A 26884-nucleotide genomic window follows, 5' to 3' on the forward strand; every position below is an offset into this window, starting at 1 on the left:
CACTTTCAGAACGAATCCACGCACCAGAAACACACAGAAAAAGCCTGCGACGCACAGAAAATGGGCAAAACAAGAACGTTCGGCCGGATAGCGCTTCCAACACCCCGCCAAAGCTGGCAACATCGCGCCTTTTTTTACGCGACACCCACGGGCGGGCTTGATCAAACACCCGTTCGGTTGTTGATGGGGCGACAGTCTGCTGCGCCGATGCGACACCCTGCCACAGGCCACCCGATTACCGCTTGTAGCGCTGTTGGCTGCCATTGAAACGCTATGCTAGCTTGGCCGCCTCGCCTGGAAGGCCCGCCAACAGCAGGAGCGCAACATATATGAGGAACGCACATGGCTGAGGCCACGCCCGCGCTGGAAATCCGCAACTTGCACAAACGCTACGGACAGCTTGAGGTGCTCAAAGGCATATCGCTGACCGCCCGCGATGGCGACGTGATCTCGATCCTCGGCTCCTCCGGTTCCGGCAAGTCCACTTTCCTGCGCTGCATCAATCTGCTGGAAAACCCGCACCAGGGCCAGATTCTGGTGGCCGGCGAAGAACTCAAGCTCAAAGCCGCGAAGAACGGCGAACTGGTTGCCGCCGATGGCAAACAGATCAATCGCCTGCGTTCGGAGATTGGTTTTGTATTTCAAAACTTTAATCTGTGGCCGCATATGAGCGTGCTCGACAACGTCATCGAAGCCCCGCGCCGCGTACTCGGCCAAAGCAAGGCCGAAGCCATCGAAGTCGCCGAAGCGCTGCTGGCCAAGGTCGGCATCGCCGACAAGCGCCACGCCTATCCGGCGCAACTGTCTGGCGGTCAGCAGCAACGCGCGGCCATCGCCCGCACATTGGCGATGCAGCCGAAGGTGATCCTGTTCGACGAGCCCACCTCCGCGCTTGACCCGGAAATGGTTCAGGAAGTACTTAGTGTCATCCGCGCATTGGCCGAAGAAGGCCGCACCATGCTGCTCGTGACCCATGAAATGGGCTTCGCCCGTCAGGTTTCCAGCGAAGTGGTGTTCCTTCATCAGGGCCTTATAGAAGAGCAAGGATCGCCACAGCAGGTGTTCGAAAACCCGCTTTCGGCGCGCTGCAAACAATTCATGTCCAGCAACCGCTAACGGAGCAACATGCATGCAGAATTTCAAAAAGGTCTTCCTGGCTGCCGCCGTCACCCTGGCGTTCAGCGCCGGTGCCATGGCTGAAACCCTGAAGATGGGCATCGAAGCGGCCTACCCGCCGTTCAACAACAAAGACGCCAGCGGCCAGGTTGTCGGCTTCGACAAGGAAATCGGCGACGCCCTGTGCGCGAAGATGAAAGTCGAATGCAGCGTGGTTACTTCCGACTGGGACGGCATCATCCCGGCCCTGAACGCGAAGAAGTTCGACTTCCTGATCTCCTCGCTGTCGATCACCGAAGAGCGCAAGGGCGCGGTGGACTTCACCGACCCGTACTATTCGAACAAGCTGCAATTCATCGCGCCGAAAAACGTCGATTTCAAAACCGACAAGGACTCGCTCAAAGGCAAGACCATCGGTACCCAGCGTGCGACCTTGGCCGGTACCTGGCTGGAAGACACCTACGGTGACGACATCAAGGTCAGCCTCTACGACACCCAGGAAAACGCCTATCTCGACCTGACTTCCGGTCGTGTCGATGCGATCCTCGCCGACAAGTACGCCAACTACGACTGGCTGAAAACCGACGCTGGCAAGAACTACGAGTTCAAGGGCGACCCGGTCGTCGAAAGCGACAAGATCGGCATCGCCGTGCGCAAGGGTGACAACGAACTGCGCAACAAGCTGAACGCCGCGCTGAAGGAAATCGTCGCTGACGGTACCTACAAGAAAATCAACGACAAGTACTTCCCGTTCAGCATCTATTGATCTGACCTGTGGGACTGGCGCCGTGACCAAGCGGCGCCGGCTCCCGACTTTGCCTGCCGCAATTTGAACAGAAATCCATGATTATCGACCTCTACGGATTCGGCCCGGCGCTTGCCGCCGGCGCGCTGATGACCGTCCAACTGGCCCTCACCGCCCTGTGCCTGGGCCTGGTGCTCGGCCTGCTTGGCGCCCTGGCCAAGACTTCCCCGTACAAGCCGCTGCAATGGCTCGGCGGCACTTATTCGACGCTGGTACGTGGCGTTCCGGAATTGCTCTGGGTGCTGTTGATCTACTTCGGTACGGTCAACCTGATGCGCGCCCTCGGCGAGTACTTCGGCAACCCCGACCTGCAACTCAATGCCTTCGCCGCCGGCGTGATCGCCCTGGGCCTGTGCTTCGGTGCCTACGCCACGGAAGTGTTTCGCGGCGCGATCCTCGCCATTCCCAAGGGCCATCGTGAAGCCGGCCAGGCCCTGGGCCTGTCGAAATGGCGGATCTTCACCCGCCTGATCATGCCGCAGATGTGGCGCATCGCCCTGCCCGGTCTGGGCAATCTGTTCATGATCCTGATGAAAGACACCGCGCTGGTTTCCGTGATCGGCCTGGAAGAAATCATGCGTCACGCGCAGATCGGCGTGACCGTGTCGAAACAGCCGTTCACCTTTTATATGGTCGCGGCCGTCACGTATCTGGGCCTGACGGTGCTGGCGATGACCGGCATGCACTTCCTGGAAAAACGCGCCGCCCGCGGCTTTGCGAGGAGCGCCCAATGAACTGGGAAGTGATCATCAAATGGCTACCGAAACTGGCGCAGGGCGCGACCCTGACGCTGGAGCTGGTCGCCATCGCGGTAATCGCTGGCCTGCTGCTCGCCATTCCGCTGGGCATCGCCCGCTCTTCGAAGCGGTGGTACGTGCGCTCGCTGCCTTACGCCTACATTTTCTTTTTCCGTGGCACGCCGCTGCTGGTGCAGCTGTTCCTGGTTTATTACGGCCTGGCACAGTTCGACGCGGTGCGTGGAAGCGCGTTGTGGCCCTACCTGCGCGATCCGTTCTGGTGTGCAACCGTGACCATGACGCTGCACACGGCGGCGTACATTGCCGAGATTCTGCGCGGCGCGATTCAGGCGATTCCACCGGGCGAAATCGAAGCCGCGCGGGCCTTGGGCATGTCCAGACCCAAAGCGATGTTCTACATCGTCCTGCCCCGAGCCGCGCGCATCGGCCTCCCGGCCTACAGCAACGAAGTGATCCTGATGCTCAAGGCCAGCGCGCTGGCGAGCACCGTGACCTTGCTCGAGCTGACCGGCATGGCGCGCACGATCATTGCCCGCACCTATTTGCCGGTGGAGATCTTCTTCGCCGCCGGCGTGTTCTATCTGGTCATGGCCTACGTGCTGGTGCGCGGCTTCAAGCTGCTGGAGCGTTGGCTGCGCGTCGATGCCTGCCAGGGCCGCTGAATCTTCCGACGTACTGACGGGCGAGGCCCTACTCGCCCGCTTCAGTGCGCTGGATGCTTTTTTGGTTGAGCATCAGGCGTTGTGGAAGCCTCGACCCTTCACTCATCTTTCGCTTCCTTGGGAAGCGTCCTACCCCGAATTGGCTTCATGGCTACGCGGGCGGTCACTGGACGACGCAGAGAACGCTCATAACCAACCTGCTGACCTTGCCGATGCGCCTGAGCCGTTCGCCTCATTGGCAAAGTTATCGGCTAAATTGAGCGCGGTCGGTTCGCTGCCGAGGCATGCGCTGGAAACCGCCGGCCATCGATTGAATGTCGATGTGCCGGGGCGCAAATGGCAACAGATCGAGGCGTTTGCCAGCCGCTTGGCTTTTTCATCTCAGCCGACGCATTGGCTGGACTGGTGTTCGGGCAAAGGTCATCTGGGCCGGCGGTTACTCAACGCAGGACAGCAACTGACGTGTGTTGAGTACGATCCAGCATTGGTTGCCAGCGGTCAGGCACTGAGTCAGCGTCACCATTTACATGCTCTGCATATCGAACAGGACGTGCTGGCGGCCGACGCTTCCGCCGTGTTGAACGTTGCCCACACCCCCGTCGCGCTCCACGCTTGCGGCGATCTGCACGTCCGCTTGATGCAACTGGCCAGCGCGGCCGGGTGCCAGCAGATGGCGATTGCGCCGTGCTGCTACAACCGCACCGTTCACAGCGAATATCAGGCATTGTCCTCCTCCGGCCTGAGATCTTTCCTAGGGTTATCGCGGGAAGATCTCGCCCTGCCGATGAGCGAAACCGTCACCGCCGGTGCACGAGTCCGACGCCAGCGCGACACGTCCATGGCGCGACGCCTGGCCTTCGACTTGCTGCAAAGGCAGCTGCGCGGTGTCGACGAATACTTGCCAATTCCGTCACTGCCGAGCGCTTGGCTGGATAAACCGTTCGCCGATTATTGCCGCGATCTCGCAGCCCTCAAAGACTTATCCACAGTTGACTCGATGGATTGGGAGAGTCTGGAAGCCGCCGGTTGGCAGCGTCTGGCCGAAGTTCGCAATCTGGAGTTGCTGCGCGGGCTTTTCCGCCGACCGCTGGAGCTTTGGCTGAATCTGGATCGAGCGCTTTTTTTGGTCGAGCACGGCTATGTCGTGCGTCTCGGCACATTCTGCGAAACGCCGCTGACGCCGCGTAATCTGCTGCTCTTGGCCGAGCGCGGATAACAGTCCGCCAACCTGTGGATAACTCTGTTGATGAAATTCGCGTGGATCCAATATATCCGCCTGTTTCGACCCTTCTGCCGCCCTGGTCATTTTTTGTTCACATAAATAAAAAACCGGCAAAACAGCGATTTGCATACAAAATGAGAATGGGTGCTAGAAAACCGGCCTAAGCAGACAATCGAGGCTTCGCGTTGTGCATAAGACGCCAATCAAAACGGCATAACCGCCGAATTTCGGGCATGCAAAGCGAATAATTGCGAGCATCCGCCAGCCTTGCTATACAAAGCTTCACCGCCTCGCCGGCACATGCCTGAATAATAAATCGACCGACAGGAAGCGACCGTGACGTTCATCTCCTATGCACAGAACTTCGAAGACGTCCGCCTGTGGCGCGCGCTCAAGCAGTTCGAACACGGTTTCTACATCGACGTCGGCGCCAACGACCCGAGCCACGATTCGGTCACCAAAGCTTTCTACGACCATGGCTGGCATGGCATCAACGTCGAACCGATGCAGGATTACTACGACGCGCTCTGCCTGCAGCGCCCCCGCGACACCACCGTGCAATGCATCGCCAGCGACCAGCCGGGCGCCGTAACCTTCTACGGCATTCCAGACACCGGCCTGTCCACCGCCGACCCCGTCGTTGCCCAACAACGCAAAGACCTCGGCATGAACGTGCACAAGTTCACGGTCGAGGCCCGCACCCTCACCTCGATCTGCGAACAACACGCCGCCGACCGGCCCATCCACTTTCTCAAGATCGACGTCGAAGGCCACGAAGAAACCGTCCTGCGCGGCATGGACTTCAACCGCTTCCGCCCCTGGATCATCCTGATCGAAACCCCATGGCTGCGCGATCACACCTGGGAACACTTGGTCACCGACGCCGGCTATCAGTCCGTCATGTTCGACGGCCTCAACACCTGGTTCCTCGCCGACGAACACCTCAACCTCAAACCGGCGTTCGAAATTCCACCCTGCACGCTCGACAACTTCCAGCTCTGCCACGGCCACGCCCTCGCGCATCCGCTTAGCCCCGCCGTACCCGACACCGCCACACAGCTCGCCGAAGCCCTGCACCGCGCCGAACAGGCTGAAAGCCAACTGCACGCGCTGCAAAACAGCCGCACGGTTCGAGCCGTGCAAAAGCTGAGAAAAGTACTGCGCAGGGCCTGATTTGTGGCAACGCAAAAATAGTCTGAATTCAGGGGTTTACAGGATCTTCCCAATCGCTATAATCGTCGCCCACACGCCGGTATAGCTCAGTTGGTAGAGCAACTGACTTGTAATCAGTAGGTCCCGGGTTCGACTCCTGGTGCCGGCACCATACAAAACGAAGCCCCTGCAGAAATGCAGGGGCTTTGTTGTTTCTGGGGTTTTATTATTTGGCACGCCGCATTCTATAAATGAGGTTCTGCCCACTCAGTCGAAGCTAACTGTCCCGTCGCAAGCAGTTTTCTGCCTTTATGCTAAATTATGAAATAGCAATAATTATGGCGTACCCATAAAAAGGTGTAATCGCATGAGTAGCATTTTTCAGCGTCCAGAATTGGCCGAGTCAATGGCAAATCAGCTTCTCAACCCGGGCGTTCTCGATGAAGGCCTGCGCTCAGGCTTGTTTCTATCTGGCTTGCGCCGCACCGGTAAAACGACGTTTCTGAGGAATGACCTTATCCCGGCCCTTGAGGAAGCGGGGGCTTTGGTCATCTACGTCGACTTGTGGAGCGACACCCTCGCCAACCCGGCCACGCTCGTGCACAACGCCATCCACAAAACCCTGAAAGATCTGCAAACACCCGGCTCCTCGGTTCTGGAAACATTCAGACGCGTCAGCAATGTCGAAATCGGCGCCGCAGGATTCAAGTTCGGGTTCAAACTCGACAGCATTGGCAGCGCCAACGGCCCGACACTGGCGCAAGCACTCACAGAAGTCGTGGATCAAGCAAAGACAGATCTGGTCTTGATCATCGACGAAGTGCAGCACGCCGTTTCCTCCGATGACGGCAACCAGTTGCTCTTGGCGCTCAAAGCCGCTCGGGACGCAATCAACCCACGCCCACATACACCGGGCTATTTCCTTTTCATCGGGACCGGCTCCCACAGGGCGCAAGTCAGCGAATTGACCGCCAAACGCAACCACGCCTTCTCCGGCGCCACGTCAGCTGCCTACCCGTTGCTGAAAGGCGATTACGTTGAATTCCTGCTCAACCGACTCGCAATGACAGTAAAGAAGGAGAAGCTGCCTTCCCTCGAAGTCGCCATCGATGCGTTCGATACCTTGGGAAACAGACCTGAAGAGATGCTCAAAGCCCTTCGCCAGCTATTGCAGCAAGAGGGCGAACCCGATGTTTTCCTGCCCGTCATAGCCAGCACACTACGCTCGGCAGCGGCGAGCATTGAGCTGGAAAAAGTCGAACAACTGGGCAGCCTGGCCCAAGCCATCTTCAACAAAATCGCCTCAACGGAAGGCGACGCTCGCGGTATTTTCTCCACCGACGCAGCGGCGGAGTATTCAAAATCGGTAGGGCGAGAGGTGCGCGTCGAAGAGATTCAACCGGTGGTGATTGCGCTGGTTGCCGAGAACATCATCATGCGACGCGGGCATGGGATTTATGCGATTACAGATCAGTTTGTTCAAGAAATCTGGCTGGAAGAGCGGGCTTTGATTGGGGGGAGTTAGGTTGCGGACTGGTTCCCCGAAGAGAATAGGGGTCAGACCACGTTTCCAATTGAATATCGAAAATCGTAGTCTGACCCTGTTTTCCCCCAGATGGAATCAGGCAGGAAACAAATCCCGCAACGCCTCAGGATGCTGACTTGCGACCCTCAAGAGGGTTTGTGCCGCACCCGTCGGCTGCCGGCGCCCCTGCTCCCAGTCCTGCAAAGTCCGCAGACTTACACCGATCAGTTTGGCAAACGCGCTTTGAGAAACACCTACCTTGGCGCGTGCTTCTGCTGCCGTAGAGAGCGGCACCTGCGTTACGCGCGCGGCCTTGCCGGCCTTCATCTGACGTACAGATTCCAGCAAGTCCTGCTGGAATTGCTCCAGTTCATCGACCATCGCTGATTTCCTCATTCAGTTGCTTAAGGAAGGCTAAGGGCAAGTTGTCGAGCTTTGCCTTGGTGTAGGCAATGAGCAACCAAATCGAGCCTTCAGAAAGCGTGTTGTAATAAATGACACGTGTACCGCCTCGCTTACCCATGCCGCTGCGAGTCCAACGCACCTTGCGCAAACCTCCACTGCCAGGCACGACATCGCCAACCAGAGGATTTGCAGCGAGCCAATTTATGAATTCGTGGCGTTCACCATCAACCCATTGGCGTCTGCATAGCGCTTGAACATTTCCGTTTCGATGATTGTATACATGAATCGGACTATACGGCCATGCCGTATAAACAAACCATAAACTCTTATGGGAACAGACCGACGAAATGCGCGGCACGAAACCTTATGAAATCTGCTGTAACGAGAAGCCACCACTTGCCACTGTTGCTCATCTGCCTGTCACAAAGCTACCGTCAATCCCGTCGCTGCCAATTCAGCGACCGGGCCTGAGAACCCGCGTAAGATGCAGGCGCACCAGCGCCCCAACCCACGATTGCCGGCGCTTTTTTGTGTCCGTCTTAACGTGCAATGGCGGCTGTGCGTGGGAGACCTTCGGGTCTGCCGGGTTCCTGTATCTCCGGTTTCTCAGCCTGCGCATAGCTGCCACCCTTTCGCCTGAGAACGAAATGGCAGCTCTCTCATTTGAAACAGGGAGTTTCACAGATGAATGCCATCGATCCATCCACAATCCGCTGCCTCGCGAAACCGTTCACCTCGCCTCACTTTCAATCGAACGGTGAAGCGAAATGACCAATCTTCTTGATCTGAAATTACCCGGCCTCACGCATTTTTCCTTTCAGTCCAACCAGGCGATGTTCCGCACCAACCGAGGCGTACCGGTGGTTGCCGCTCTGTCACATGCCTCGCACCTGCTACACATTTCAAAGCTTCTCACTGCGGACTCTACGGTTTCTCGCGATCCTGACCTGCATGCTTACGCCTCGCAGTATTTGCAGGAATTGAGCAAGGCGCTGATCGATGATGTTGTGAAGGTACTGGATGCGCCGCCAGTCAGCCATTGACGTAAATTATCCCATTAAGCCCTCTCGTCAATGCGAGGGCTTTTTGGCTCAAACCTGATTGATCTCAAACACGATCGAAATCTTGCGCTCGCTCGCACTCCACACATACCGCAAATGTTTCCCCTGCTTCGGAATCGAAACCGCCGGCGGCCGAAGCGCTGCAACACACTCATGCCCAGCCAGCCGCACGCTGTTATAAAGCAAGCCCCACGATTCAGCGTCGCGCAGCTGCCGCGCGAATGCTTGCGATGGGCCGTAAACTTCCGGGTCAGGCTGATGCAGGCTTTCGAAGCCTTGGCGAACATCATGCAGCGGCTTGACCACCCGATTGACGTAAGTGCGCATGGTCAACTCAAGATCGGCTTCCTGAGTCGCAGCAAGAAAACGCTCCTGGTGAAAACAGGTCTCGGCAATCGCCGCTGCCTGGCTGCTCGCGGCGTAGTAGACGCCGAAGGTGCCGTCGCTGAAGCGGCTGCGTTTGCCGACGTGGGTGAAGGCGGCCATCACCGGGCTGGAGCCGGGGCCGGACAGGCGATCTTCGGGGCGTACGCGGGCGAGTACGCCGGCCTGTTCGATCAGGCGATCGTTGGTCAGCGCTTCGATGGCGTAGGCGATTTCGAGGTCTTCGGGGTCGAGGACGTCTTCGAACAGGGCAATCGGCGGGAAGCTGCTGTTGACGATGCGATACGCCCGCGGCCACGGCACATCGACCAGCGCCGGGGTGTTCAACCGCGCACTCCGTCGAGGTAGCGGCGCACATCGGCGATGTCGATCACCCTCCCCGCCAGCATGTAATCGAGCGCCGTTTTGCCATTGAACGGTGCTGCCGTGTTCGGGCTGCTGACCCACGTGTACGCACGTTCGCGGCTGTTGCTGAAGATGATGCTCAACGCCTTGTGAATGCCCATCAGGTATGAAATACGCTCAAAGGTGTCGTGGGGCAAACGAATGTTGGGCGGCAGGTGTTTGTATTTATAGAACGTGGTGTTACCGACGCCGCCAAGTAACGTACGTTGCTGCTCGGCGCTGCAGCCCCAGTGCTCCATGAGATTGAAAAAGAACTTCAGCGCAACGCGGCCGGCTTCGGGGGCGACGAGTTGTTCCCGTGGACTTAAAGCAATGGATGACGTTGGCATCAGTTGCCTCCCATAGACTGTGTGCCTTCAGGTTAGTACATATATGTAGTTAATGCTGAACTTAATACACATACGAATTACCTTCTAAACGAGACGGGCCGTACGTTTTCTGCGAAATCCTCACCCCTCCCTTGACCCCCATCACCTGCAAGTCACCAAAACCCCCGATCCTCTGTCAGCCTCCAGCCATCGGCGGGGAAATCAATTCGCTACTAAATCCGCGACAACTATGCTCAGGTACAGGAATATAGCCAGCATATGGCGCCGGTTCGGTCGTCTCGTACACAACAATACCCAGCCCATTTCAGAGGGCATTACCCATGGATAGCAGAACCTTACGCAACCTGATGCGCATCGTGCAGACCGGCTCGTTGTCGGCCGCAGCGGACCATTCGTGTCTGACCGTGCAGGCGTTGGCCGCGCAGTTGAACAAGGTCGAAGAACAGTTCGGTTTTCGTTTGTTTCGACGTTCCAACAAAGGTCTGACGCTGACGCCGCAAGGCACGGAGCTCACGCCTTACATCGACAAGGTGTTGATCGCGACGCGACAGATGGAAGAAAAAGTCGCGGCGTTGAAAGTGCCGGGGCAGCGCACGTTGAAGGTGGCGTTGAACAATACCCTGGCACCCGACTTCAACCGGCGCATGATCGGGCGTCTGATCGAGGTGTTTCCGGATTATCAGATGGAGTTCAGCTACGCCGAGTCGATGGAGAATCTCAGCAAGCTGAAAAATGAAGATTTCGATCTGGCGGTGTTGATCGGTCCGCAGCGCCCGGGTTTGCCGAGCATTGTGCTGCCGGAGGTGCAGGTCCAGGTGGTCGGTGCGCATTGCGGGCAGGAAAACGATCCGCTGACCTTGCTGGGCAACAAGTTTCAGGTGCGTCCTGCGGAAGATTGTCCGTATTCCCACAGCTTTTTGCGCTTTCTCGATGCAGGTCTGGGCAATCACGAGAATGGCCAACGCATGGTTTATTCGTGCAGTGAAACTTTGACGCTGTCGTTGATCACGCAAATGGACGCGGTGGGCATGGTTTCGCGTGAGGCCGCGCAGAAAAACGGCCTGACGATTTTCCCCGGTTTCGAGGATTTCCTCGAGGTGCGCCTGGCGGTGAACAATCCGGAGTTGTCGAGCCAGGCGTTGAGCGATGTCGTCGACTTGCCGTTACATGAACGAGCCGAGCGCAATGTACGTGGCCGTCCCCACCGCCACACTGAGAAAGAGGTTTTTGCTGAAGTACGCACATAGCAACGTCGGAATCGCGGCATAGAATTCCGGGCGATCGAACTGTATCTGCCGGTCCTTGATCAACAAGGGGGTCAGGCTGATCGCGGCGACGATCGCCACCGGCAAGTACTCCAATGCCCGCGCGATAAACGGCGGCCAGTGTTCGGTGTTGATTTGCAGCGGCAGCGCGCGCGGCAGGAACGTCACCGCCATCATCAGCGCGACCACCAGGATCAGGAACGTTTGGTCAGGCATACACCGACTCCGCAGCCCACAAACGTGGCGATAAACACATTGAACGGCGAACTGCCCATCAGGCTCAACGCGCCCATGCAAACCACCGCAGCAGCGGCAGCGATGAGTTTGTTGCGTGTATTGCACAGCGACACCAGCACGTAAAGCATCATGGCAGTCAGGGCGTAGTCGAGCTGATATTTGATCAGGTGCGCGGCGTATTGCGCGCACACCGCGCCGAGCAGGCCACCGAGCACCCAAGAGGTGTGGCAGAACAGGTTGAAACCGATCAGATAACGCACGTTGACGGGGGCGCCTGTACCGAGCTTGACGCTGTGAAACGCAAAGGATTCATCGGTCAGGCCACCAGCGTAACACCAGCGCTCCATGCGGCTCAGGCCGAGCGCACGCAAGGCTTTGGCCATGTACACCGACATCAGCATGTGCCGCGCATTGATCAGAAAAGTCGTCAGCACGATGGTGGTCAGCGATGCGCCGCTGGAGATCAGCGCGAGCGCGGCGAATTGCGAAGCACCGGCATACACGAACAAGCACATCGCTACCGGCAGCCACATCGGCAGCCCGGCATTCACGGCCATCAGGCCGAACACGAACGCCACCGTGAAATACCCGGCGACCACCGGGCTGGCTTCGGCAAACGTGCGCGACGGCTGATGTTCGGCCATCAACGGCGCACTGCCGGACGTTTCATTCATAGGTCCCTCTCAAATGTCCGTTCGCCGTGAGGCTCGCAAAAACCCTGGGCGGCCCAAAAACGCTTGCCCGCGAGGTTAGCATCGTCGACGAACAGAAACATCCGTAACACCCCGACCCGCTTCATGTCGGATGACGCCGCTTCAACCAGCCGTTGACCGACCCCCTGGCTGCGATAGCGCGGGCTGACCGCCAAGTGATTGATGGTGCCGCGGCTACCGAGCATGCCACCCAACACCGCGCCGACGATTTCGCCGGCAATGTCAAAGGCCAGGTACGCGGTGGTGGTTTTCTGGATCAACACGCCGCGCAGGCACTTGGCGTCCTGCCATTCGCAGAACGACACTTCGTCGAACTGACGGAAAAAGCGCTCCATGCGCTGCGCATCCTTGGCGGTGGCGCGGCGCAACACCACGGGCGTTGAGCACTCGACGCCATCGATTGGGGTGATCTGATTAGCGAACAATGTCGAAAGCGGTCCCGGGCCGCGAGAAGGAAATCGCCAGAATCTGCCGGAATGCCATGGCATGGGTGTGCGTATTGCGCGCCGGGGTCACGTAGTGGCGCATGTCACGGTCGAGGAAATACGTGGTGTCGAGAATTTCCTGGTAAGTGGTCGACGCCAGTTGATGCTCGTGGATGTCGTACAAACGACTCTCCGCACCCTCGACGTTATTGCGCCCCCAGAAATGCACACCGCTGAACGGGTAGCCGTCGCAGTGAATGCCTTCCGGGGTGATTTCCAGTTGTTTGCCGGGTTTGATCTCGATGCGGATCTGATGGATCTGGCACTGCCAGATTTCATCGTGCAGCTCTTCCGGCAGTACGCTTTTATACACTTCGAAGTCCGTGTCGATCAGGCTGCGCATCACCGGCGAATTCATCACTTCCTCGGAGAAGTCCTGGAAGTGCCGCACAACGCCGCCGACGTAGGCGTTGTTTTCCTTCGATTGCACATAAGCGCGATGTTCGAGTTGCTTCAGTTCGCGAGTCTTCGGGTTGTATTCGAAGTCGCTGTAACGACGGTAACGCATGCCGGCTTCGGCCTGACCGTAGTAGCTGTCAGGCTCCATGTTTTCCCAACTTTTGGTCAATCTGACGAAGTCGGCAAAATGACCGTAGAGATTGAAGTCACCACCCTGGACGTTGACATATTTGTCGCGCCGTAGCGATTCGCCCACTTCTCTGTTCAAAACGATCATTACCCAAATCTCCGCTGCGTTGAGCGGCCTAATCTATTAGGTGGAGAATTTGCGTCCATGAGAAAGAATTTCAGGCATTTGAAGCGCTGTTTGAAACGGCACTTGCAGCGCTTGAAAAACAACTTTTACATGACAGAAACACGGGTTTTTTCGTTTTTTTGTCGAAAAACCGGCGAAAAAAAACCCCGAACGAATCGGGGTTTTCTCATTTTCGTTACAGCCCGATCATCAGAAGATGTTGATCGGGTAGTCGACGAACACACGCAGCTCGTTGCCGCTGACGTTGTATTCGCTGGATTTCTGCGATACGCGCAGGATCGAGCTGCGCAGTTTCACGCTGAGGTCTTTGGCCGGGCCGCTTTGCACGACGTACTTGACCTGGTTGAAAATCTCGCGCTCGGTGCCGCCTTCGCTGGTCGACGTGGTGATGTTGTCGCCACGTACGTACGCGAAGTTGTAGCTCAGACCCGGTACGCCGAATGCGCCGAAGTCCAGGCCGTAGCCCAACTGCCAGCTGCGTTCGTCTTCGGCGTTGAAGTCGGACCAGTAAGAGTTGGCCAGGTAGATGGAGTTACCACCGTCACCGACACGACCCTGATCTTTCTGGTAGCCGCCATAGGCGTAACCGAGATTGCTGTCGCCAGTCGAACGCTGGTGCGCCACGGTGAACGAGTGCGGGCCGGTGGCGAAGGTCGCTGCCAGGCTCCAGATCTTGTTGTCGTCGCCGGTTACGCCGTTTTCGCGGACGTACGAGTTGTCCAGTTTGGTGCGATAACCGTTGAAGTCCAGGGTCAGCGACTGATCCTTGTTGAACGGCAACACGTAGTTGGCATTCACGTACTGTTTCTTCAAGACGTCTTCAACATCGGAGGCGTACAGCGCGCCTTTGAAGTGTTCGGTGAACTGATAGCTGCCGCCCAACACGTTGATCGCTTTCAGACCGCCGCTGTCACGACCTTCATCGCTCTTGCGCGATTCGGCGGTGAAACGCCCGGCGTTCAGTTCCAGACCTTTGATCTCGCGCGACGTGATCAAGGTACCGGTGTAGCTTTCCGGCAGCAGACGCACGTTGTCGTAGCTCAGCACCGGCAAGGCCGGCATCTGGTCACCGTAAGTCAGCACGGTGTTGGACACACGGAATTTGACCGCTGCGCCGCCCTTGGCGATGTCATGGGCCGCGCGACCATCGTTTTCCTGTTTGAAGAAGTCGATACCTTGCGCGCCGGTGCGACCCTTGCCGCCGTCCAGACGCAGCGCGTACAGACCAAAGGCGTCAACGCCGACACCCACGGTGCCTTGGGTGAAGCCGGACGAGAATGTCCCGATCGCCGCCTGGCCCCACTCGGCTTTGTCCGCACGACCGTCTTTGTAATCACGATTGATGTAGGCGTTGCGCAGCAGCACTTTCAGACTGCTGTCTTCAACGAAACCCTTGGATTCGGCCTGGTCGTTAGCCATGGCCTGTGTAGCACTCAACATCCCCAGTGCGATCAGACTGATTCGCTTGTTCAACATTTTGTTTTCCTTATTACGGGTTGAAACGCGCTGTGTCGAACGGCTGAAACGGCGCTTTTGCACTCTTGTATTCACCCCGAAACAAAAAGACCCGCCGACGACAAGTCATGGCGGGCCTGCTCCTTATTTTGAGTCATGGCGGTTAGCCACAGGCGTTGGGCCGAATCGTAGCCGCGGCCTGAACAATGTGTCAATTTCAAGAATCGTCTTTAAATAGGCAGAAATCGTCTAAGAAACGTAAATTCTTAGCGAGGCTGTTGCAGAAAACCAAGGTTGAGCAGGGAGTTTTGAACTGTAGGAGTGAGCCTGCTCGCGATAGCGGTCTGTCTGTTGCAATATTTGTCGACTGGCAGACCGCTATCGCGAGCAGGCTCACTCCTACACTCGTTTTGTGTCGGGCATAAAAAAGCGCCGCCTTCCCGGCAGCGCTTTTTCCGATCCCTGTTGTTCTTCTTATCCTTCCATCACAGCCCACAACGCATCCAGTTCGGCCTCGCTGAACAGGTCAGCGGGATAGCGCTCGATCATCATCCGGCGCGGATCAGGTTCTCTGATCTGACGCGTTCCATTGGATTTCAACCAGTGCGCCACACGCTGGAGCGTTTCGCCGTTAACGGCCATGGGATGCAAAGTCCGCTCGCTGATTACGTTCACTTCGGCGTTCATTTCAGCGCTCTCTCCCGTTCGTGAGCGGCTACGTTATCCAAGATTCATGACAGAACTGTTGAAGTTCTTCTCCCTCCCTAGTGCATCAGAAGCAATACAAGAGCTATGCCAAGCTTTTCGCCCGGGCGACCAATGGAGACAAAAAAAGCCCGCGGTCCTTTCGGGCCGCGGGCCTGGCGTTCCTGACCGGTACGTTAAAAAACGTCAGGTTTTTTTACCTGTCAACTCAGGCTGTTACGACTCAACTCACTCTTTGTGCGGCGCCGGTTGCTGTTGGGTAAGGCAGTGAATATTGCCCCCGCCCAGTAACAGTTCGCGGCCGGGCACCATCACCACTTCGTGCTGCGGGAACAGCTTCTGCAGGATTTCCCGCGCTGGCGCATCCATCGGGTCATCGAAGCTCGGCGCGATGATGCCGCCGTTGACGATCAGGAAGTTGACGTAGGAACCGGCCAGGCGCGCGGACGGATTGCGTTCCTGAGTGCCGTCGACCGGATCGACGCCGGCGCACTCTTCCTCGGTCGCGTACAGCGGCCCAGGAATCGGCATCTTGTGCACCGTGAACGGGCGGCCCTTGGCGTCGGTGCTGCTTTGCAGCACGTTCATCGCAGCCTGGCAGCGCGGGTAGTTCGGATCCTGCGGATCGTCCGTCCAGGCCAGCAACACTTCGCCCGGACGCACGTAACAGCAGAAGTTATCCACATGGCCGTCGGTTTCATCGTTGAACAGGCCATCCGGCAGCCAGATGATCTTATCCACAGCCAGATTGGCGCTGAGCACCGCTTCGATTTCTTCGCGGCTCAGGTGCGGATTACGGTTGCGGTTGAGCAGGCATTCTTCAGTGGTGATCAGCGTGCCTTCGCCGTCGACGTGAATCGAACCGCCCTCCAGCACAAAACCTTCGGTGCGGTAACGCGGGCTGCGCTCGATCTCGAGGATCTTGCCGCCGACCTGCGAATCACGGTTCCACGGCGCATACAGGCCGCCATCAAAGCCGCCCCAAGCGTTGAAATCCCAGTTCACACCACGCACTTCGCCGCTGTTGTTGATGACAAACGTCGGGCCGCTGTCGCGCACCCAGGCATCGTCGCTGGACATCTCGACGACGCGGATATTCGGCACGTCGAGGCGCGCGCGGGCGTTTTCATATTGGCCGGCGGAGACCGCCACCGTCACCGGTTCGAAACGGGCGATGGCTTTGGCTACCGCGGCGTGTGCGGCCTGCGCCGGTTTGCCGCCCAGGCGCCAGTTGTCCGGGCGCTCGGGCCAGATCATCCAGGTCTGGGTTTGCGCTGCCCACTCGGCCGGCATGTAGAAGCCGTCGGCGCGCGGGGTGCTTTTCAAGGTGGTCATCGGGATCAGGACTCCAGGGAACCGTCGAGGGTTTTCAACGCACCGTACAGGTTCGGACGGCGGTCACGGAATGAACCCCACGCGCTGCGAATGTGTTCGAGCTCGTCGAGGTTGAAAGTGTGCACAAGAATACCTTCTTCGGTTTTATTCAGCTCCTGCACTTTTTCGCCGAACTGGTTGGCAATGAATGAGGAGCCGTAAAACGTGATGTCATAACCGTCCTGTTCTTCGCGGCCGATGCGGTTACTGGCGATCAGCGGCATCAGGTTGGCCCCGGCGTGGCCCTGTTGCACACGCTGCCAATGGTCGCGCGAGGAAATCGTCTGGTCGTGCGGTTCGCTGCCGATCGCGGTCGGATAAAACAGGATTTCCGCGCCCTGCAACGCCATGCTGCGCGCGGCTTCCGGGAACCACTGATCCCAGCAGATGCCCACGCCGATTTTTGCGTAACGGGTGTTCCACACTTTGAAACCGGTATCGCCGGGGTTGAAGTAGTACTTCTCGTGATAGCCGGGACCGTCCGGAATGTGGCTTTTACGATAAATCCCGAGGTTGCTGCCGTCGGCATCGATGATCGCGATGCTGTTGAACCGCGCACGGCCGGCCAGTTCGTAGAAGCTGATCGGCAGTACCACTTGCAGCTCTTTGGCGATGTTCTGGAAATGCTTGATTGCAACGTTGTCCTCGACCGTCGTCGCCAATTGCAGGTAATCCGGGTTGGGTTTCTGGCAGAAGTACGGCGCCTCGAACAATTCCTGAATCAGGATGATCTGCGCGCCTTTGGCAGCAGCTTCACGCACCAGTCTTTCAGCGATTTCGAGGTTGGCGTGCAGATCCCACGAACAGGCCATCTGAGTGGCAGCAACGGTAACGATACGGCTCATGAATCATCTCCGGGCAGGTGCTTCGACGGTCGGAAAGTCGACCGAAAAGTAAACGCGCGCGCCGGACAATAGATCGCCATGCCGGAGCAATAGCGACTTTATAGCCGATAAATATCGGCTTTAGAAGCACTTGAAACGCCTTATGTCGAAATAAAACCTAAAAATACCGATACAAATCGAACTAACAACCTAAAATAACGGTGGGAGCGAGCCTGCTCGCGAGGCGGTCTCACAGTCAACAATGACGTCGATTGATCGATAGCTTTCGAGAGCAGGCTCGCTCCCACAGGAGATTCGCAACGCTTACAGGCCTTCGCTGAACACCCGGTCGAGCATGTCCACGAAGAAATCCACGCTCTGGCGCGATGTCACCATCGGCGGTTTGATCTTGAGAATATTCAGATCATCGCCAGTCGGCTGCATGAAGATCCCCAGCTCACGCAAGCGATCGCACAGCAGCGCGGTCTCTTCGGTCGCCGGTTCCAGTGTGTCGCGGTTGCGGATCAATTCCAGTCCCAGATAAAACCCCGAACCATGCACCGCTCCCGCGAGCGGATGTTTATCGATCAACGCTTCGAGCCGCGCCTTGAAGTGGCCACCGACCACCTGGGCGTTTTCCCAGAGTTTTTCTTCTTCCATGACATCCAGTACTGCCATGCCGATCTGGCAACTGACCGGGCTACCGCCCGCCGACGAGAAGAAATAGCCCTCGGCCTCCAGCGCCTCGGCGATTTCCCGGCGCGTGATCACCGCGCCCAGAGGCTGGCCGTTGCCCATGCCTTTGGCCATGGTGATGATGTCCGGCACCACGCCCTGTTCTTCAAAACCCCAGAAGAAATGGCCCATGCGCCCGTAACCGACCTGTACTTCATCGGCGATGCACACGCCACCCCGGGCGCGCACCAATGCATAGACCTGTTGCAGATACCCCGGCGGCAGCGAGATGCCACCGGCGTTGCCGTACACCGGCTCGCAAATGAACCCGGCCAATTGGCGCTTTTGCTCAGCCAGTTTGTGTAATTGCTGTTCAACGCTGCGCACGTAATCCGGCGCTGAATCGAGGCCACGGAATTCACCGCGATAAGTATTCGGCGCGGTCACCGGATGCACCCAGTCCGGACGGCTTTCGAGGGCTCTGGGGTTGTCGGCAATGGAAGTCGATACCGCATCGGCGCCCACCGTCCAGCCGTGGTAGGCCTCCAGCACGCTAAGCATGTCGCGCCCGCCGCTGTACGCCCAAGCCAAGCGAATCGCCAGGTCATTGGCCTCGCTGCCGCTGTTGACCAGAAACACCCGATCCATGCCTTCCGGCGCCAGCTTCAGCAGGCGTTCGGAAAACTCGGCGACCGCCGCATAGTTGAACCGCGAGTTGGTGTTGAGCAGCGACCACTGCCGCGCCGCCACCGCCGCCATGCGCGGGTGACCGTGACCGAGCACCGCGACGTTGTTGAGCATGTCGAGATAGGAACGGCCCTGCATGTCGATCAGATGATTGCGCCAGCCGCGCTCGATGCGCGGCGGGTCGACGTAATAGTGTTTTTGCGTACGGGCGAAACTGGCGTCGCGCCGCTCAAGCAGGGTTTTGCCGTCCAGTTCCGGCTCGGCATCACAGGCCAGCCCCAGCACAGCGGCCGGCGAAGGACACAGGGCCTGCCATGCCTCTGCACGCGATGGTGTACAGAACAACGGCGCCGGAATTTGTGCGTCACGGCAAAGTTGCACCAGCAGCGGTCCGCTGACCGAGCCCAGCGCCTGCCCCTTGGCCAGCGTCGAACCACTTGGCAGCGAGGCCGTCACGCCCCACAGCCGCACGCTGAGCTGCGGGCCGTCCAGACACAACGCGCCGTCAGCCGTCTCGCGCAGGACAGCGGCGAACGGCGCTTGCACGACGCAGCCACGGGGAACACGCAGTTCGACATGCAGCGGGAAAGTCTGCGGCTCGACGGCGCTGTCAGGCTGTGTGCGTGACAATCGATACTGGCCGTAACGGCTCGCCGCGAGGCCATGCACGGCCGCGGCTTCGTCCAGCAGGCGCTGGTCAACGCCCGCCTGTTCCCAATTACCGGACTCGAAATGCGGACTCAGCACACCCAGGTCGATCAGGGCAAACTCGCGGCCGACCAGTCCCGGCAGCAACGTTGCGAAATCGCCACTGTCGATCGCCGGCAGGCTGTGCCCCACCGAGGTCAGGATCGCCGCTTCCATCAGCGCCAACGGCACCGAGGTGGCGACACGGAAAATTTCCCATTCATGGCTGAGGTTGTCGCGGCTGTAGCTGTTGGTCGGATCGATGCTGACCTGCTGCTCGCCACTAAGTACCAGCACGGCCGCGCGTGCGACGATCAACGGCCACAGCGCCTGCAATTCTTCATATTGCAGCGGATTGACCGCATGGTAGGCCTGCACCGCCGGGAGGATGACAAACGGATCGCCGTCGGCGTGATGCAGCAACGCAGCGCAAGTGACTGACAGATCGGTGATGCGCCAGGTGCGCACCAGATCGCCGAAATCGATCACGCCCTGCAACTGCCAGTGACGCTGGGCGTCGCGCGCCCAGACGACATTGTCATCGGTGATGTCCATGTGGATCGCCTGCACCGGCAGCTTGTCCTGCAGCGGCTGCAAGCGGCGCTCGGCCTGTTCGGCAGCCTCGGCGATCAAGGTGCGCTGCTGCGCGTCCTTGATCACCGGCAGCAGATGCTCGATCAAGGCACTGGCGTGGCGTGCGTCCCATTGCAAGGTACGCGCAAGGCCGGGATGGTCGAACCCGGCGAGGGCCAGATCCATCTCACCGCACAGCCGGCCGAAGTCTGCCACGACCTTGTGGCCAAGATGATCCAGGTGCGTCAGCGACTGGCCCTCGATGTAATCGAGCAGCCGCACGTGCACCGCTTCACCGCCGGCCTGCAGCGTCAGCAAGTCCTCGCCGTTTTTTGCCGCAATGACACGCGGCACCGTTATCGCCGGGTGCTCGGCCAGATATTTCAGACCCGCGTGCTGGGCTTGCAACTCCACCAGTGCGTAATCGCCGCGGCAGATTTTCATCACAAAGCGCCCACGCGGGCTGTCGACGCGGTAATTGAGATCCTGCTGGCTGCCGAGTGCGTGCAGAGCGCCGCTGAGCCCGTAATGCTCCGCCAGCCATTGCTGCGCTTGCTCCTGCGAAACCTGCGGGCTGGGCAAACTGGCGCGGTGAATCAACGTGGCAAGCGGCATGGAACGACCCCTGAAATTTTATTAGGCGCTTATATCGCCATTGCTTCAAAGGTTGCGCAACCCCCAAGCGCACAAAGGCTTCACGGCGAATTGAATGCCAGCACTCGCGCCATCCGGCACTTTGCGCAAGAATGGCGGCCATTCACACCTGACTACGGAAATCCTCATGAATGTAATCACCACCGATCTGCCCGGTGTTCTGATCATCGAACCCAAGGTGTTTGGTGACGAGCGCGGTTTCTTCTACGAGAGTTTCAACGCCAAAGCGTTCCAGGACGCGACCGGCCTCGATACACAATTCGTTCAGGACAACCACTCGCGCTCGCAAAAAGGCGTGCTGCGTGGCCTGCATTACCAATTGCAGAACACCCAGGGCAAACTGGTGCGCGTGACTGTCGGCGAAGTGCTGGACGTGGCCGTTGATATCCGTCGCAGCTCGCCGCACTTCGGCAAATCGGTGGCGGTGCGGCTGTCGGCGGAAAATCATCGTCAGTTGTGGGTGCCGGAAGGTTTCGCCCATGGTTTTGTAGTGCTGAGCGAGTTTGCCGAATTTCTTTACAAGACCACCAACTACTACGATCCATCGTCCGAACGCAGCATCCGCTGGGACGACCCGGCGCTGGGCATCGACTGGCAACTGGACGAAGCGCCGAAACTGTCGGCCAAGGACCAGGCCGCCGTGCTGCTCAAGGACGCTGACGTCTTCGCCTGAGCCCGGGCATAATGCGCCTGTTACTTCAGGCGCAACCGGCTCATGAAACCGACTCTTCCCCGCAGACCCCGCTGGCGCAGCCTTGCCCTGCTTGCGCTGTGTCTGGCGCCGCTGTTGTGGCCGCTGGAACATCTCGCCGAGCGCTATTACCGCAGCGAACTGGCCGGGCAGAACCGCCAGACCCTCGATCTGTATGTCGCCAACCTGCTCGGCACCCTGCACCGCTACGAGGTGTTGCCGCAGATTCTCGGCGACTTGCCGGCGCTGCGTGCCGTGCTTGGCGCGCCGGATGACGGTGTCACCCAAGGCAATGCCAATCGCCTGCTGAAGAACATCGCCGCGCAGACCGGCGCGGAAGTGATGTACCTGATGGACACCAGCGGCCAGACGCTGGCGGCGTCGAACTGGGATAAACATGACAGCTTCGTCGGCCGCAATTTCTCCTTCCGCCCGTATTTCAGTGAAGCCATGGCCGGGCGCCTCGGGCGTTTCTTCGGCCTCGGCACGACGTCGGCCAAACGCGGGTACTTTTTCGCTGCTGCCGTGCGCAACGGCGAAAAAATCATCGGCGTGCTGGTGATCAAAGTCGACCTCGACCACACCGAAAGCCTGTGGGGCAAAACCCCGGAACAACTGTTGGTCACCGACCACAATGGCGTGGTCATCCTCACCTCGCGGCCGGAGTGGCGATTCCGCTCGACACGCATTCTGAGCGACAGCGAACGCTCGGCAATCACCGCGATTCAGCCGTACCCGACGCGCGAGCCGCGGCCGCTGAACCTCAGCACCGACGCCTGGCTGATCCAGACCCACGACATCGCCGAAACCGGCTGGAGCGTCAGCATCCTCGCACCACGGACACTGATCGACCGCCCGGTGCGCACCGTCGTCGCGATTGGCGGCGCGACGTTGCTGGTGGTGATGCTGTTGGTGGGTTTGATGATGCAGCGCCGTCGGCATTATCTGGAGCGCATCGCCTTCGAGGCCAAGGCGCGGCGTGAGCTGGAGGGCCGGGTCGCCGAGCGCACCAGCGATCTCGAAGGCCTCAACCGACGGCTGAAGCAGGAAGTGCTCGAACGCGAAACCGCCCAGCAGGAATTGGTCCGCGCGCAGGATGATCTGGTTCAGGCCGGCAAACTGTCGGCGCTGGGGACGATGTCGGCGAGCATCAGCCACGAACTCAATCAGCCGCTGGCGGCGATCCGCAGCTACGCGGAAAACGCCGAGGTGTTGCTCGATCATCAACGCACCGACGACGCGCGCGGCAATCTCAAGCTGATCAGCGAACTGACCGGGCGCATGGCCTCGATCATCGCCCACCTGCGCGCCTTCGCCCGGCGCGACCGCCACGCCCCGGAAAGCGTCGCCCTGCAACCGGCGCTCGACGATGCGCTGGCCCTGCTCGCCAAGCGTCGGCGCAGCATGGAAGTCGAACTGATCCGCGATCTACCCGCCGCCACACTGTGGGTCGAGGCCGGTGAAACCCGTCTGCGCCAAGTCCTCGGTAACCTGCTCGCCAATGCCCTCGACGCCCTGACGGAAAAAGGTCCGCCGCGCAAACTCTGGCTGAGTGCCGAATCCACCGCCGACGGCGTCAACCTGTACATCCGCGACAACGGCCCGGGGTTCTGCATGGAAGCCCTTGGCCGCGCCAGCGAGCCCTTCTACACCACCAAGACCCGCACCCAGGGTCTGGGTCTGGGCCTGGCCATTTGTGAAACGCTGATGCGCGCCTTCGGCGGTGAACTGTCGTTCGCCAACCACAAGCAAGGTGGCGCTCTGATTACCCTGCGGCTGCGCGCCGGCGCGCCCGGGGTCAGCCTGCAACCCTCCGAGGACCGAAGTGCATGACCATCGACAATCGCATTCAGGTGGTGTTGATCGACGACGATCCGCACCTGCGTCAGGCCCTCGGCCAGACGCTGGATCTGGCCGGCCTGAAAATCCTGCCCTTGTCTGAAGCCAAGGGTCTGGCTGCGCAACTGGAGCGTGACTGGCCGGGCGTGGTGGTCAGCGATATTCGCATGCCGGGCATGGATGGCCTCGAACTGCTGAGCGAATTGCACGCACAGGACCCGGAGCTGCCGGTGTTGCTGATTACCGGCCACGGCGACGTACCGCTGGCCGTGCAGGCGATGCGCGCTGGCGCTTACGATTTTCTTGAAAAACCCTTCGCCAGCGACGCGCTGCTCGACAGCGTGCGCCGCGCTCTCGCCTTGCGCCGTCTGGTGCTGGATAACCGCAGCCTGCGCCTGGCCCTCAGCGATCGCAATGAGCTGAGCGCGCGGCTGGTCGGGCATTCGACGCCAATGTTGCGTCTGCGCGAGCAGATCGGCGCGCTGGCGGCGACCAAGGCTGATGTGCTGATTCTCGGCGAAACCGGCGCCGGCAAAGAAGTGGTCGCCCGTGCCCTGCATGACCTGTCCAGCCGCCGCAACGGGCCGTTCGTGGCGATCAACGCCGGTGCACTGGCCGAATCGGTGGTGGAAAGCGAACTGTTCGGCCATGAGCCCGGCGCGTTCACCGGCGCGCAAAAACGCCGGATCGGCAAGTTTGAATTTGCCAATGGCGGCACGCTGTTTCTCGATGAAATCGAGAGCATGAGCCTGGACGTGCAGGTCAAATTGCTGCGCATGTTGCAGGAGCGCGTCGTCGAACGACTTGGCGGCAATCAACTGATCCCGCTGGACATCCGCGTTATCGCCGCAACCAAGGAAGACCTGCGCCAGGCTGCCGATCAGGGCCGTTTCCGCGCCGACTTGTATTACCGTCTAAACGTTGCGCCGCTGCGCATTCCGCCGCTGCGCGAACGCGGCGAAGATGCGCTGCTGCTGTTCCAGCACTACGCCGATGAAGCCAGCGCCCGCCACGGTCTGCCACCCCATGAACTGCAACCGGCACAACGCGCCTTGCTGCTGCGTCACACCTGGCCGGGCAACGTGCGCGAACTGCAAAACGCCGCCGAACGCTTTGCCCTGGGTCTGGAGCTGGCGCTGGACAACGGCGCCGAAGGCAGCGCCGGCGCACCGGTCGAAGTCGTCAGCGGCGGGCTTAGCGAGCAAGTGGAAAACTTCGAGAAAACCCTGATCGCCGCAGAACTGGCGCGCTCGCACAGCTCGGTGCGCAGCCTCGCCGAAGCCCTGGGCATTCCGCGCAAGACCCTGCACGACAAGTTGCGCAAACATGGCCTCAACTTCGGCGATAACAGTCAGGGGGACGAAAACGAATGAGCGACCACACTGACCATCTGCAATCGGTGCTGCACCACGACATCCCACTGACCGCCGAGATGGGCCTGACGGTACTCGAGTGGCGTGAACAGCGACTGAGCCTGCATTTGCCGCTCGCGCCGAACGTCAATCACAAGAGCACGATGTTTGGCGGCAGCCTCTACTGCGGCGCGGTGCTGGCCGGTTGGGGCTGGCTGCATTTGCGCCTGAAGGAAGAAGGGATTACCGACGGGCACATTGTGATTCAGGAAGGGCAGATCAGTTATCCGCTGCCGGTGACCGGTGATGCCACGGCAATTTGCCCGGCGGCTGACGCGGCAGTGTGGAAGAAGTTTCTAGCGATGTATCGGCGTCATGGACGGGCGCGGTTGACGCTTGATACGCGGATCGTCAATCAAGGCAGTGAAGAGCACGCCGTGACGTTTACCGGGCAGTACGTTTTGCACCGTTGAAGATCAACGGCCCCTCACCCTGGCCCTCTCCCGGAGGGAGAGGGGACTGACCGAAGTGACTTGCGTTGTTCATCGACCTGAAAGACCGCAGCGATTGCGGATTCAGCAAAACTCGACCAGGTCGACGCGGCTCGCCAATATCCCGCGATCGGCTCCCTCTCCTGGGGGAGAGGGCTGGGGTGAGGGCAATTCCGGATCAGAACCCTAACCCCGGGCCAACTCCAACAACCGCCCACGCCACGAAGCCCTCGCCGGCAACGCCAGAAAGAACTCATTCAACAGCGATTCCCGCGCCGGATAACAAAACGCTTCACCGCGCAAATCCAGCACCTCGCCCCCCGCGCCTTCCAGCACGCCCTGCGCTGCCGCCGTGTCCCACTGCGAAGTCGGCGCCAGCCGCGGATAACAATCCGCGGCGCCTTCCGCCAGCAAACAGAACTTCAGCGAGCTGCCAATGTTGGCCAACTGCAATTCGCCCAGACTGGCACTCAGCCCGGCCAGCAAACGCTCCTGCTCGGGGCTCGAGTGTCGGCGGCTGGCAACCACGGTGAACGTTTCGCCCGGTTTCAGCGTTTCACGCACCTGGATTGCCACCGGCGTACCGTGCTCGTCGCAACGCCACGCCCCAAGCCCGGCGCCGCCGACGTAGTAGCAACCACTGGTCGGCATTGAAACCACGCCAAACACCACCCGACCGTTTTCGATCAGAGCGATGTTGACGGTGAACTCTTCGCTGCCACTGATGAATTCCTTGGTGCCGTCCAGCGGGTCCACCAGCCACCAGCGCTGCCAGCCAGCACGCACGCTTTGCGGGATATTGGCGTCTTCTTCCGACAACACCGGAATGCTCGGGTCCAGCGCTGTCAGCCCAGCGACAATCAGGTGATGCGCGGCCAAGTCGGCTGCGGTCACCGGCGAATCATCGGGCTTGGCCGTGACTTCAACGCCCGCACGCCAGAACGGCAGAATCGCCTCGCCAGCCTGCAATGCCAAAGCAACAACAGGCGCCATCAACGGGTGGGGGAAATTCATCGTCATCTCACTCAAGATTGAAAGAGCCGCGCTGGGTCAGAAGATCACGCGTCAGATACAGCGCCGCCAGCGCACGTCCTTCGGAAAACTGCGGATTGAGCGCCAGCGCCGACAGTTCGCGCAGGTTGACCTTGTCGACTCGCATCGGCTCTGGTTCGTCGCCCTCCAGGCGCTCTTCATACAGATCGGTGGCCAGCACCACCTGAATCTTCTGGCTCATGTAACCGGGCGACAACGACAGCTCCGTCAGATGCTCCAGTTGTCGGGCGCCGAAACCGGCCTCTTCCTTAAGCTCACGCTCGGCCGCTGCCAGTACATCCTCGCCCGGCTCGATCAGGCCTTTGGGCAAGGACAATTCGTAGGCATCGGTGCCACCGCAATACTCTTCGACCAGCACCGCATGTTCGGCATCGAGCATCGCCACGATCATCACCGCGCCGTAGCCCGCGCCCTTGCCGACCAGCCGCTCATACGTGCGTTCCACGCCATTGGAAAAGCGCAGCTTGAGTTCCTCGACCGCGAACAGACGACTGGTGGCGACGATCTCGCGGGCAAGTACGGTGGGTTTCTGGCGCATGCAAAGCTCCTTGGCGTGAACGCGCTACTATAACGCGGCTTTCCCGA

General features: G+C 59.5%; 27 protein-coding genes, 1 tRNA gene and 1 pseudogene. 14 read left to right on the forward strand and 15 right to left on the reverse strand.

The window, feature by feature from the left end:
* The first annotated feature begins 342 nt into the window (after positions 1-342).
* The 8 genes from ACYYKW_RS04875 (at position 343) to ACYYKW_RS04910 (ending at position 7240) form a co-directional block, all read left to right on the forward strand.
* Positions 343-1116: an ABC transporter ATP-binding protein gene (locus tag ACYYKW_RS04875; RefSeq protein ID WP_039756564.1), complete on the forward strand. Its 774-nt coding sequence runs from the start codon at positions 343-345 to the stop codon at positions 1114-1116.
* Positions 1117-1129: 13 nt separating this feature from the next.
* A complete protein-coding gene (locus ACYYKW_RS04880) occupies positions 1130-1882 on the forward strand; it encodes an ABC transporter substrate-binding protein (RefSeq protein ID WP_464989548.1) in 753 nt (250 codons plus the stop codon).
* Between the two features lie 77 nt (positions 1883-1959).
* Positions 1960-2655, forward strand: coding sequence for an ABC transporter permease (locus ACYYKW_RS04885; RefSeq protein WP_464989549.1), 696 nt, complete (start codon positions 1960-1962; stop codon positions 2653-2655).
* A complete protein-coding gene (locus ACYYKW_RS04890; RefSeq protein WP_090288375.1) occupies positions 2652-3341 on the forward strand; it encodes an ABC transporter permease in 690 nt (229 codons plus the stop codon). The genes ACYYKW_RS04885 and ACYYKW_RS04890 overlap by 4 nt, the downstream gene beginning before the upstream one ends.
* Positions 3322-4557: a methyltransferase gene (locus tag ACYYKW_RS04895; RefSeq protein ID WP_464989550.1), complete on the forward strand. Its 1236-nt coding sequence runs from the start codon at positions 3322-3324 to the stop codon at positions 4555-4557. Before ACYYKW_RS04890 ends, ACYYKW_RS04895 begins: the two co-directional genes overlap by 20 nt.
* A gap of 342 nt (positions 4558-4899) precedes the next feature.
* On the forward strand, positions 4900-5736 hold the full coding sequence (locus ACYYKW_RS04900; RefSeq protein ID WP_093106050.1) for an FkbM family methyltransferase: 837 nt from the start codon (positions 4900-4902) through the stop codon (positions 5734-5736).
* A 75-nt stretch (positions 5737-5811) separates the two neighbouring features.
* Positions 5812-5887 (forward strand) — tRNA-Thr (locus ACYYKW_RS04905).
* A gap of 195 nt (positions 5888-6082) precedes the next feature.
* Positions 6083-7240 (forward strand): AAA family ATPase, encoded by a 1158-nt coding sequence (locus ACYYKW_RS04910; protein WP_464989551.1) that lies wholly within the window; start codon positions 6083-6085, stop codon positions 7238-7240.
* Positions 7241-7336: 96 nt separating this feature from the next.
* On the opposite strand, the gene ACYYKW_RS04915 is transcribed toward ACYYKW_RS04910, so the two are convergent.
* Entirely contained in the window at positions 7337-7621 is a 285-nt protein-coding gene (locus tag ACYYKW_RS04915; RefSeq protein WP_172833301.1) for a helix-turn-helix domain-containing protein, read from the reverse strand.
* A pseudogene (locus ACYYKW_RS04920) lies at positions 7611-7927 on the reverse strand (transcriptional regulator). The gene ACYYKW_RS04915 and the pseudogene ACYYKW_RS04920 overlap by 11 nt, the downstream one beginning before the upstream one ends.
* Positions 7928-8412: 485 nt before the next feature.
* Here ACYYKW_RS04920 and ACYYKW_RS04925 point away from each other — a divergent pair.
* The gene (locus ACYYKW_RS04925; RefSeq protein ID WP_464989552.1) at positions 8413-8688 is read left to right on the forward strand and encodes a DUF3077 domain-containing protein; all 276 of its coding nucleotides are present in this window, start codon (positions 8413-8415) and stop codon (positions 8686-8688) included.
* Positions 8689-8736: 48 nt separating this feature from the next.
* Here the strand turns inward: ACYYKW_RS04925 and ACYYKW_RS04930 are convergent, their stop codons facing one another.
* Both ACYYKW_RS04930 and ACYYKW_RS04935 read right to left on the reverse strand, forming a co-directional pair.
* Positions 8737-9402 (reverse strand): RES family NAD+ phosphorylase, encoded by a 666-nt coding sequence (locus ACYYKW_RS04930; RefSeq protein ID WP_464989595.1) that lies wholly within the window; start codon positions 9400-9402, stop codon positions 8737-8739.
* A gap of 11 nt (positions 9403-9413) precedes the next feature.
* Positions 9414-9824 (reverse strand): MbcA/ParS/Xre antitoxin family protein, encoded by a 411-nt coding sequence (locus tag ACYYKW_RS04935; RefSeq protein WP_464989553.1) that lies wholly within the window; start codon positions 9822-9824, stop codon positions 9414-9416.
* Between the two features lie 320 nt (positions 9825-10144).
* On the opposite strand from ACYYKW_RS04935, the gene ACYYKW_RS04940 reads away from it, so the two are divergent.
* Positions 10145-11071: a LysR family transcriptional regulator gene (locus tag ACYYKW_RS04940; RefSeq protein ID WP_464989554.1), complete on the forward strand. Its 927-nt coding sequence runs from the start codon at positions 10145-10147 to the stop codon at positions 11069-11071.
* On the opposite strand, the gene ACYYKW_RS04945 is transcribed toward ACYYKW_RS04940, so the two are convergent.
* From ACYYKW_RS04945 to ACYYKW_RS04985, 9 genes are all read right to left on the reverse strand, one after another.
* Positions 10988-11305, reverse strand: coding sequence for an AzlD domain-containing protein (locus ACYYKW_RS04945; RefSeq protein ID WP_464989555.1), 318 nt, complete (start codon positions 11303-11305; stop codon positions 10988-10990). The two genes, ACYYKW_RS04940 and ACYYKW_RS04945, sit on opposite strands and share 84 nt — an antisense overlap.
* A complete protein-coding gene (locus tag ACYYKW_RS04950; RefSeq protein WP_336356245.1) occupies positions 11284-12000 on the reverse strand; it encodes an AzlC family ABC transporter permease in 717 nt (238 codons plus the stop codon). The genes ACYYKW_RS04945 and ACYYKW_RS04950 overlap by 22 nt, the downstream gene beginning before the upstream one ends.
* A complete protein-coding gene (locus tag ACYYKW_RS04955; RefSeq protein ID WP_093107005.1) occupies positions 11997-12374 on the reverse strand; it encodes a GNAT family N-acetyltransferase in 378 nt (125 codons plus the stop codon). Before ACYYKW_RS04955 ends, ACYYKW_RS04950 begins: the two co-directional genes overlap by 4 nt.
* Positions 12375-12453: 79 nt before the next feature.
* Entirely contained in the window at positions 12454-13200 is a 747-nt protein-coding gene (locus ACYYKW_RS04960) for a 2OG-Fe dioxygenase family protein (protein ID WP_090288355.1), read from the reverse strand.
* A 228-nt stretch (positions 13201-13428) separates the two neighbouring features.
* Positions 13429-14715: an OprD family porin gene (locus tag ACYYKW_RS04965; protein ID WP_093106119.1), complete on the reverse strand. Its 1287-nt coding sequence runs from the start codon at positions 14713-14715 to the stop codon at positions 13429-13431.
* A 453-nt stretch (positions 14716-15168) separates the two neighbouring features.
* The gene (locus ACYYKW_RS04970) at positions 15169-15381 is read right to left on the reverse strand and encodes a hypothetical protein (RefSeq protein ID WP_090288350.1); all 213 of its coding nucleotides are present in this window, start codon (positions 15379-15381) and stop codon (positions 15169-15171) included.
* A gap of 246 nt (positions 15382-15627) precedes the next feature.
* Positions 15628-16734: an agmatine deiminase gene (gene aguA, locus ACYYKW_RS04975; protein WP_090288348.1), complete on the reverse strand. Its 1107-nt coding sequence runs from the start codon at positions 16732-16734 to the stop codon at positions 15628-15630.
* Positions 16735-16739: 5 nt separating this feature from the next.
* Entirely contained in the window at positions 16740-17618 is an 879-nt protein-coding gene (gene aguB, locus ACYYKW_RS04980; protein ID WP_090288346.1) for an N-carbamoylputrescine amidase, read from the reverse strand.
* A 303-nt stretch (positions 17619-17921) separates the two neighbouring features.
* Positions 17922-20834: an aminotransferase gene (locus ACYYKW_RS04985; protein ID WP_464989556.1), complete on the reverse strand. Its 2913-nt coding sequence runs from the start codon at positions 20832-20834 to the stop codon at positions 17922-17924.
* Positions 20835-21000: 166 nt separating this feature from the next.
* Here ACYYKW_RS04985 and rfbC point away from each other — a divergent pair, with 166 nt between their 5' ends.
* The 4 genes from rfbC to ACYYKW_RS05005 are packed head-to-tail and all read left to right on the forward strand — an operon-like array spanning position 21001 to position 25228.
* Entirely contained in the window at positions 21001-21546 is a 546-nt protein-coding gene (rfbC, locus tag ACYYKW_RS04990; RefSeq protein WP_336356241.1) for a dTDP-4-dehydrorhamnose 3,5-epimerase, read from the forward strand.
* 42 nt (positions 21547-21588) lie between these two features.
* Complete coding sequence (locus ACYYKW_RS04995; protein WP_090288336.1) at positions 21589-23397, forward strand: sensor histidine kinase; 1809 nt, start codon at positions 21589-21591, stop codon at positions 23395-23397.
* Complete coding sequence (locus ACYYKW_RS05000; protein WP_090288334.1) at positions 23394-24776, forward strand: sigma-54-dependent transcriptional regulator; 1383 nt, start codon at positions 23394-23396, stop codon at positions 24774-24776. The genes ACYYKW_RS04995 and ACYYKW_RS05000 overlap by 4 nt, the downstream gene beginning before the upstream one ends.
* A complete protein-coding gene (locus tag ACYYKW_RS05005; RefSeq protein ID WP_464989557.1) occupies positions 24773-25228 on the forward strand; it encodes a YiiD C-terminal domain-containing protein in 456 nt (151 codons plus the stop codon). Before ACYYKW_RS05000 ends, ACYYKW_RS05005 begins: the two co-directional genes overlap by 4 nt.
* A 204-nt stretch (positions 25229-25432) precedes the next feature.
* Here the strand turns inward: ACYYKW_RS05005 and cysQ are convergent, their stop codons facing one another.
* Both cysQ and nudE read right to left on the reverse strand, forming a co-directional pair.
* Positions 25433-26266 carry a 3'(2'),5'-bisphosphate nucleotidase CysQ gene (gene cysQ, locus ACYYKW_RS05010; RefSeq protein ID WP_172833302.1) on the reverse strand — a complete coding sequence of 278 codons (834 nt, stop codon included), beginning with the start codon at positions 26264-26266 and terminating at the stop codon, positions 25433-25435.
* Position 26267: 1 nt separating this feature from the next.
* Entirely contained in the window at positions 26268-26837 is a 570-nt protein-coding gene (nudE, locus tag ACYYKW_RS05015) for an ADP compounds hydrolase NudE (RefSeq protein ID WP_090288331.1), read from the reverse strand.
* Positions 26838-26884: the final 47 nt, after the last annotated feature.

This window comes from Pseudomonas sp. 15C, from assembly GCF_055484735.1.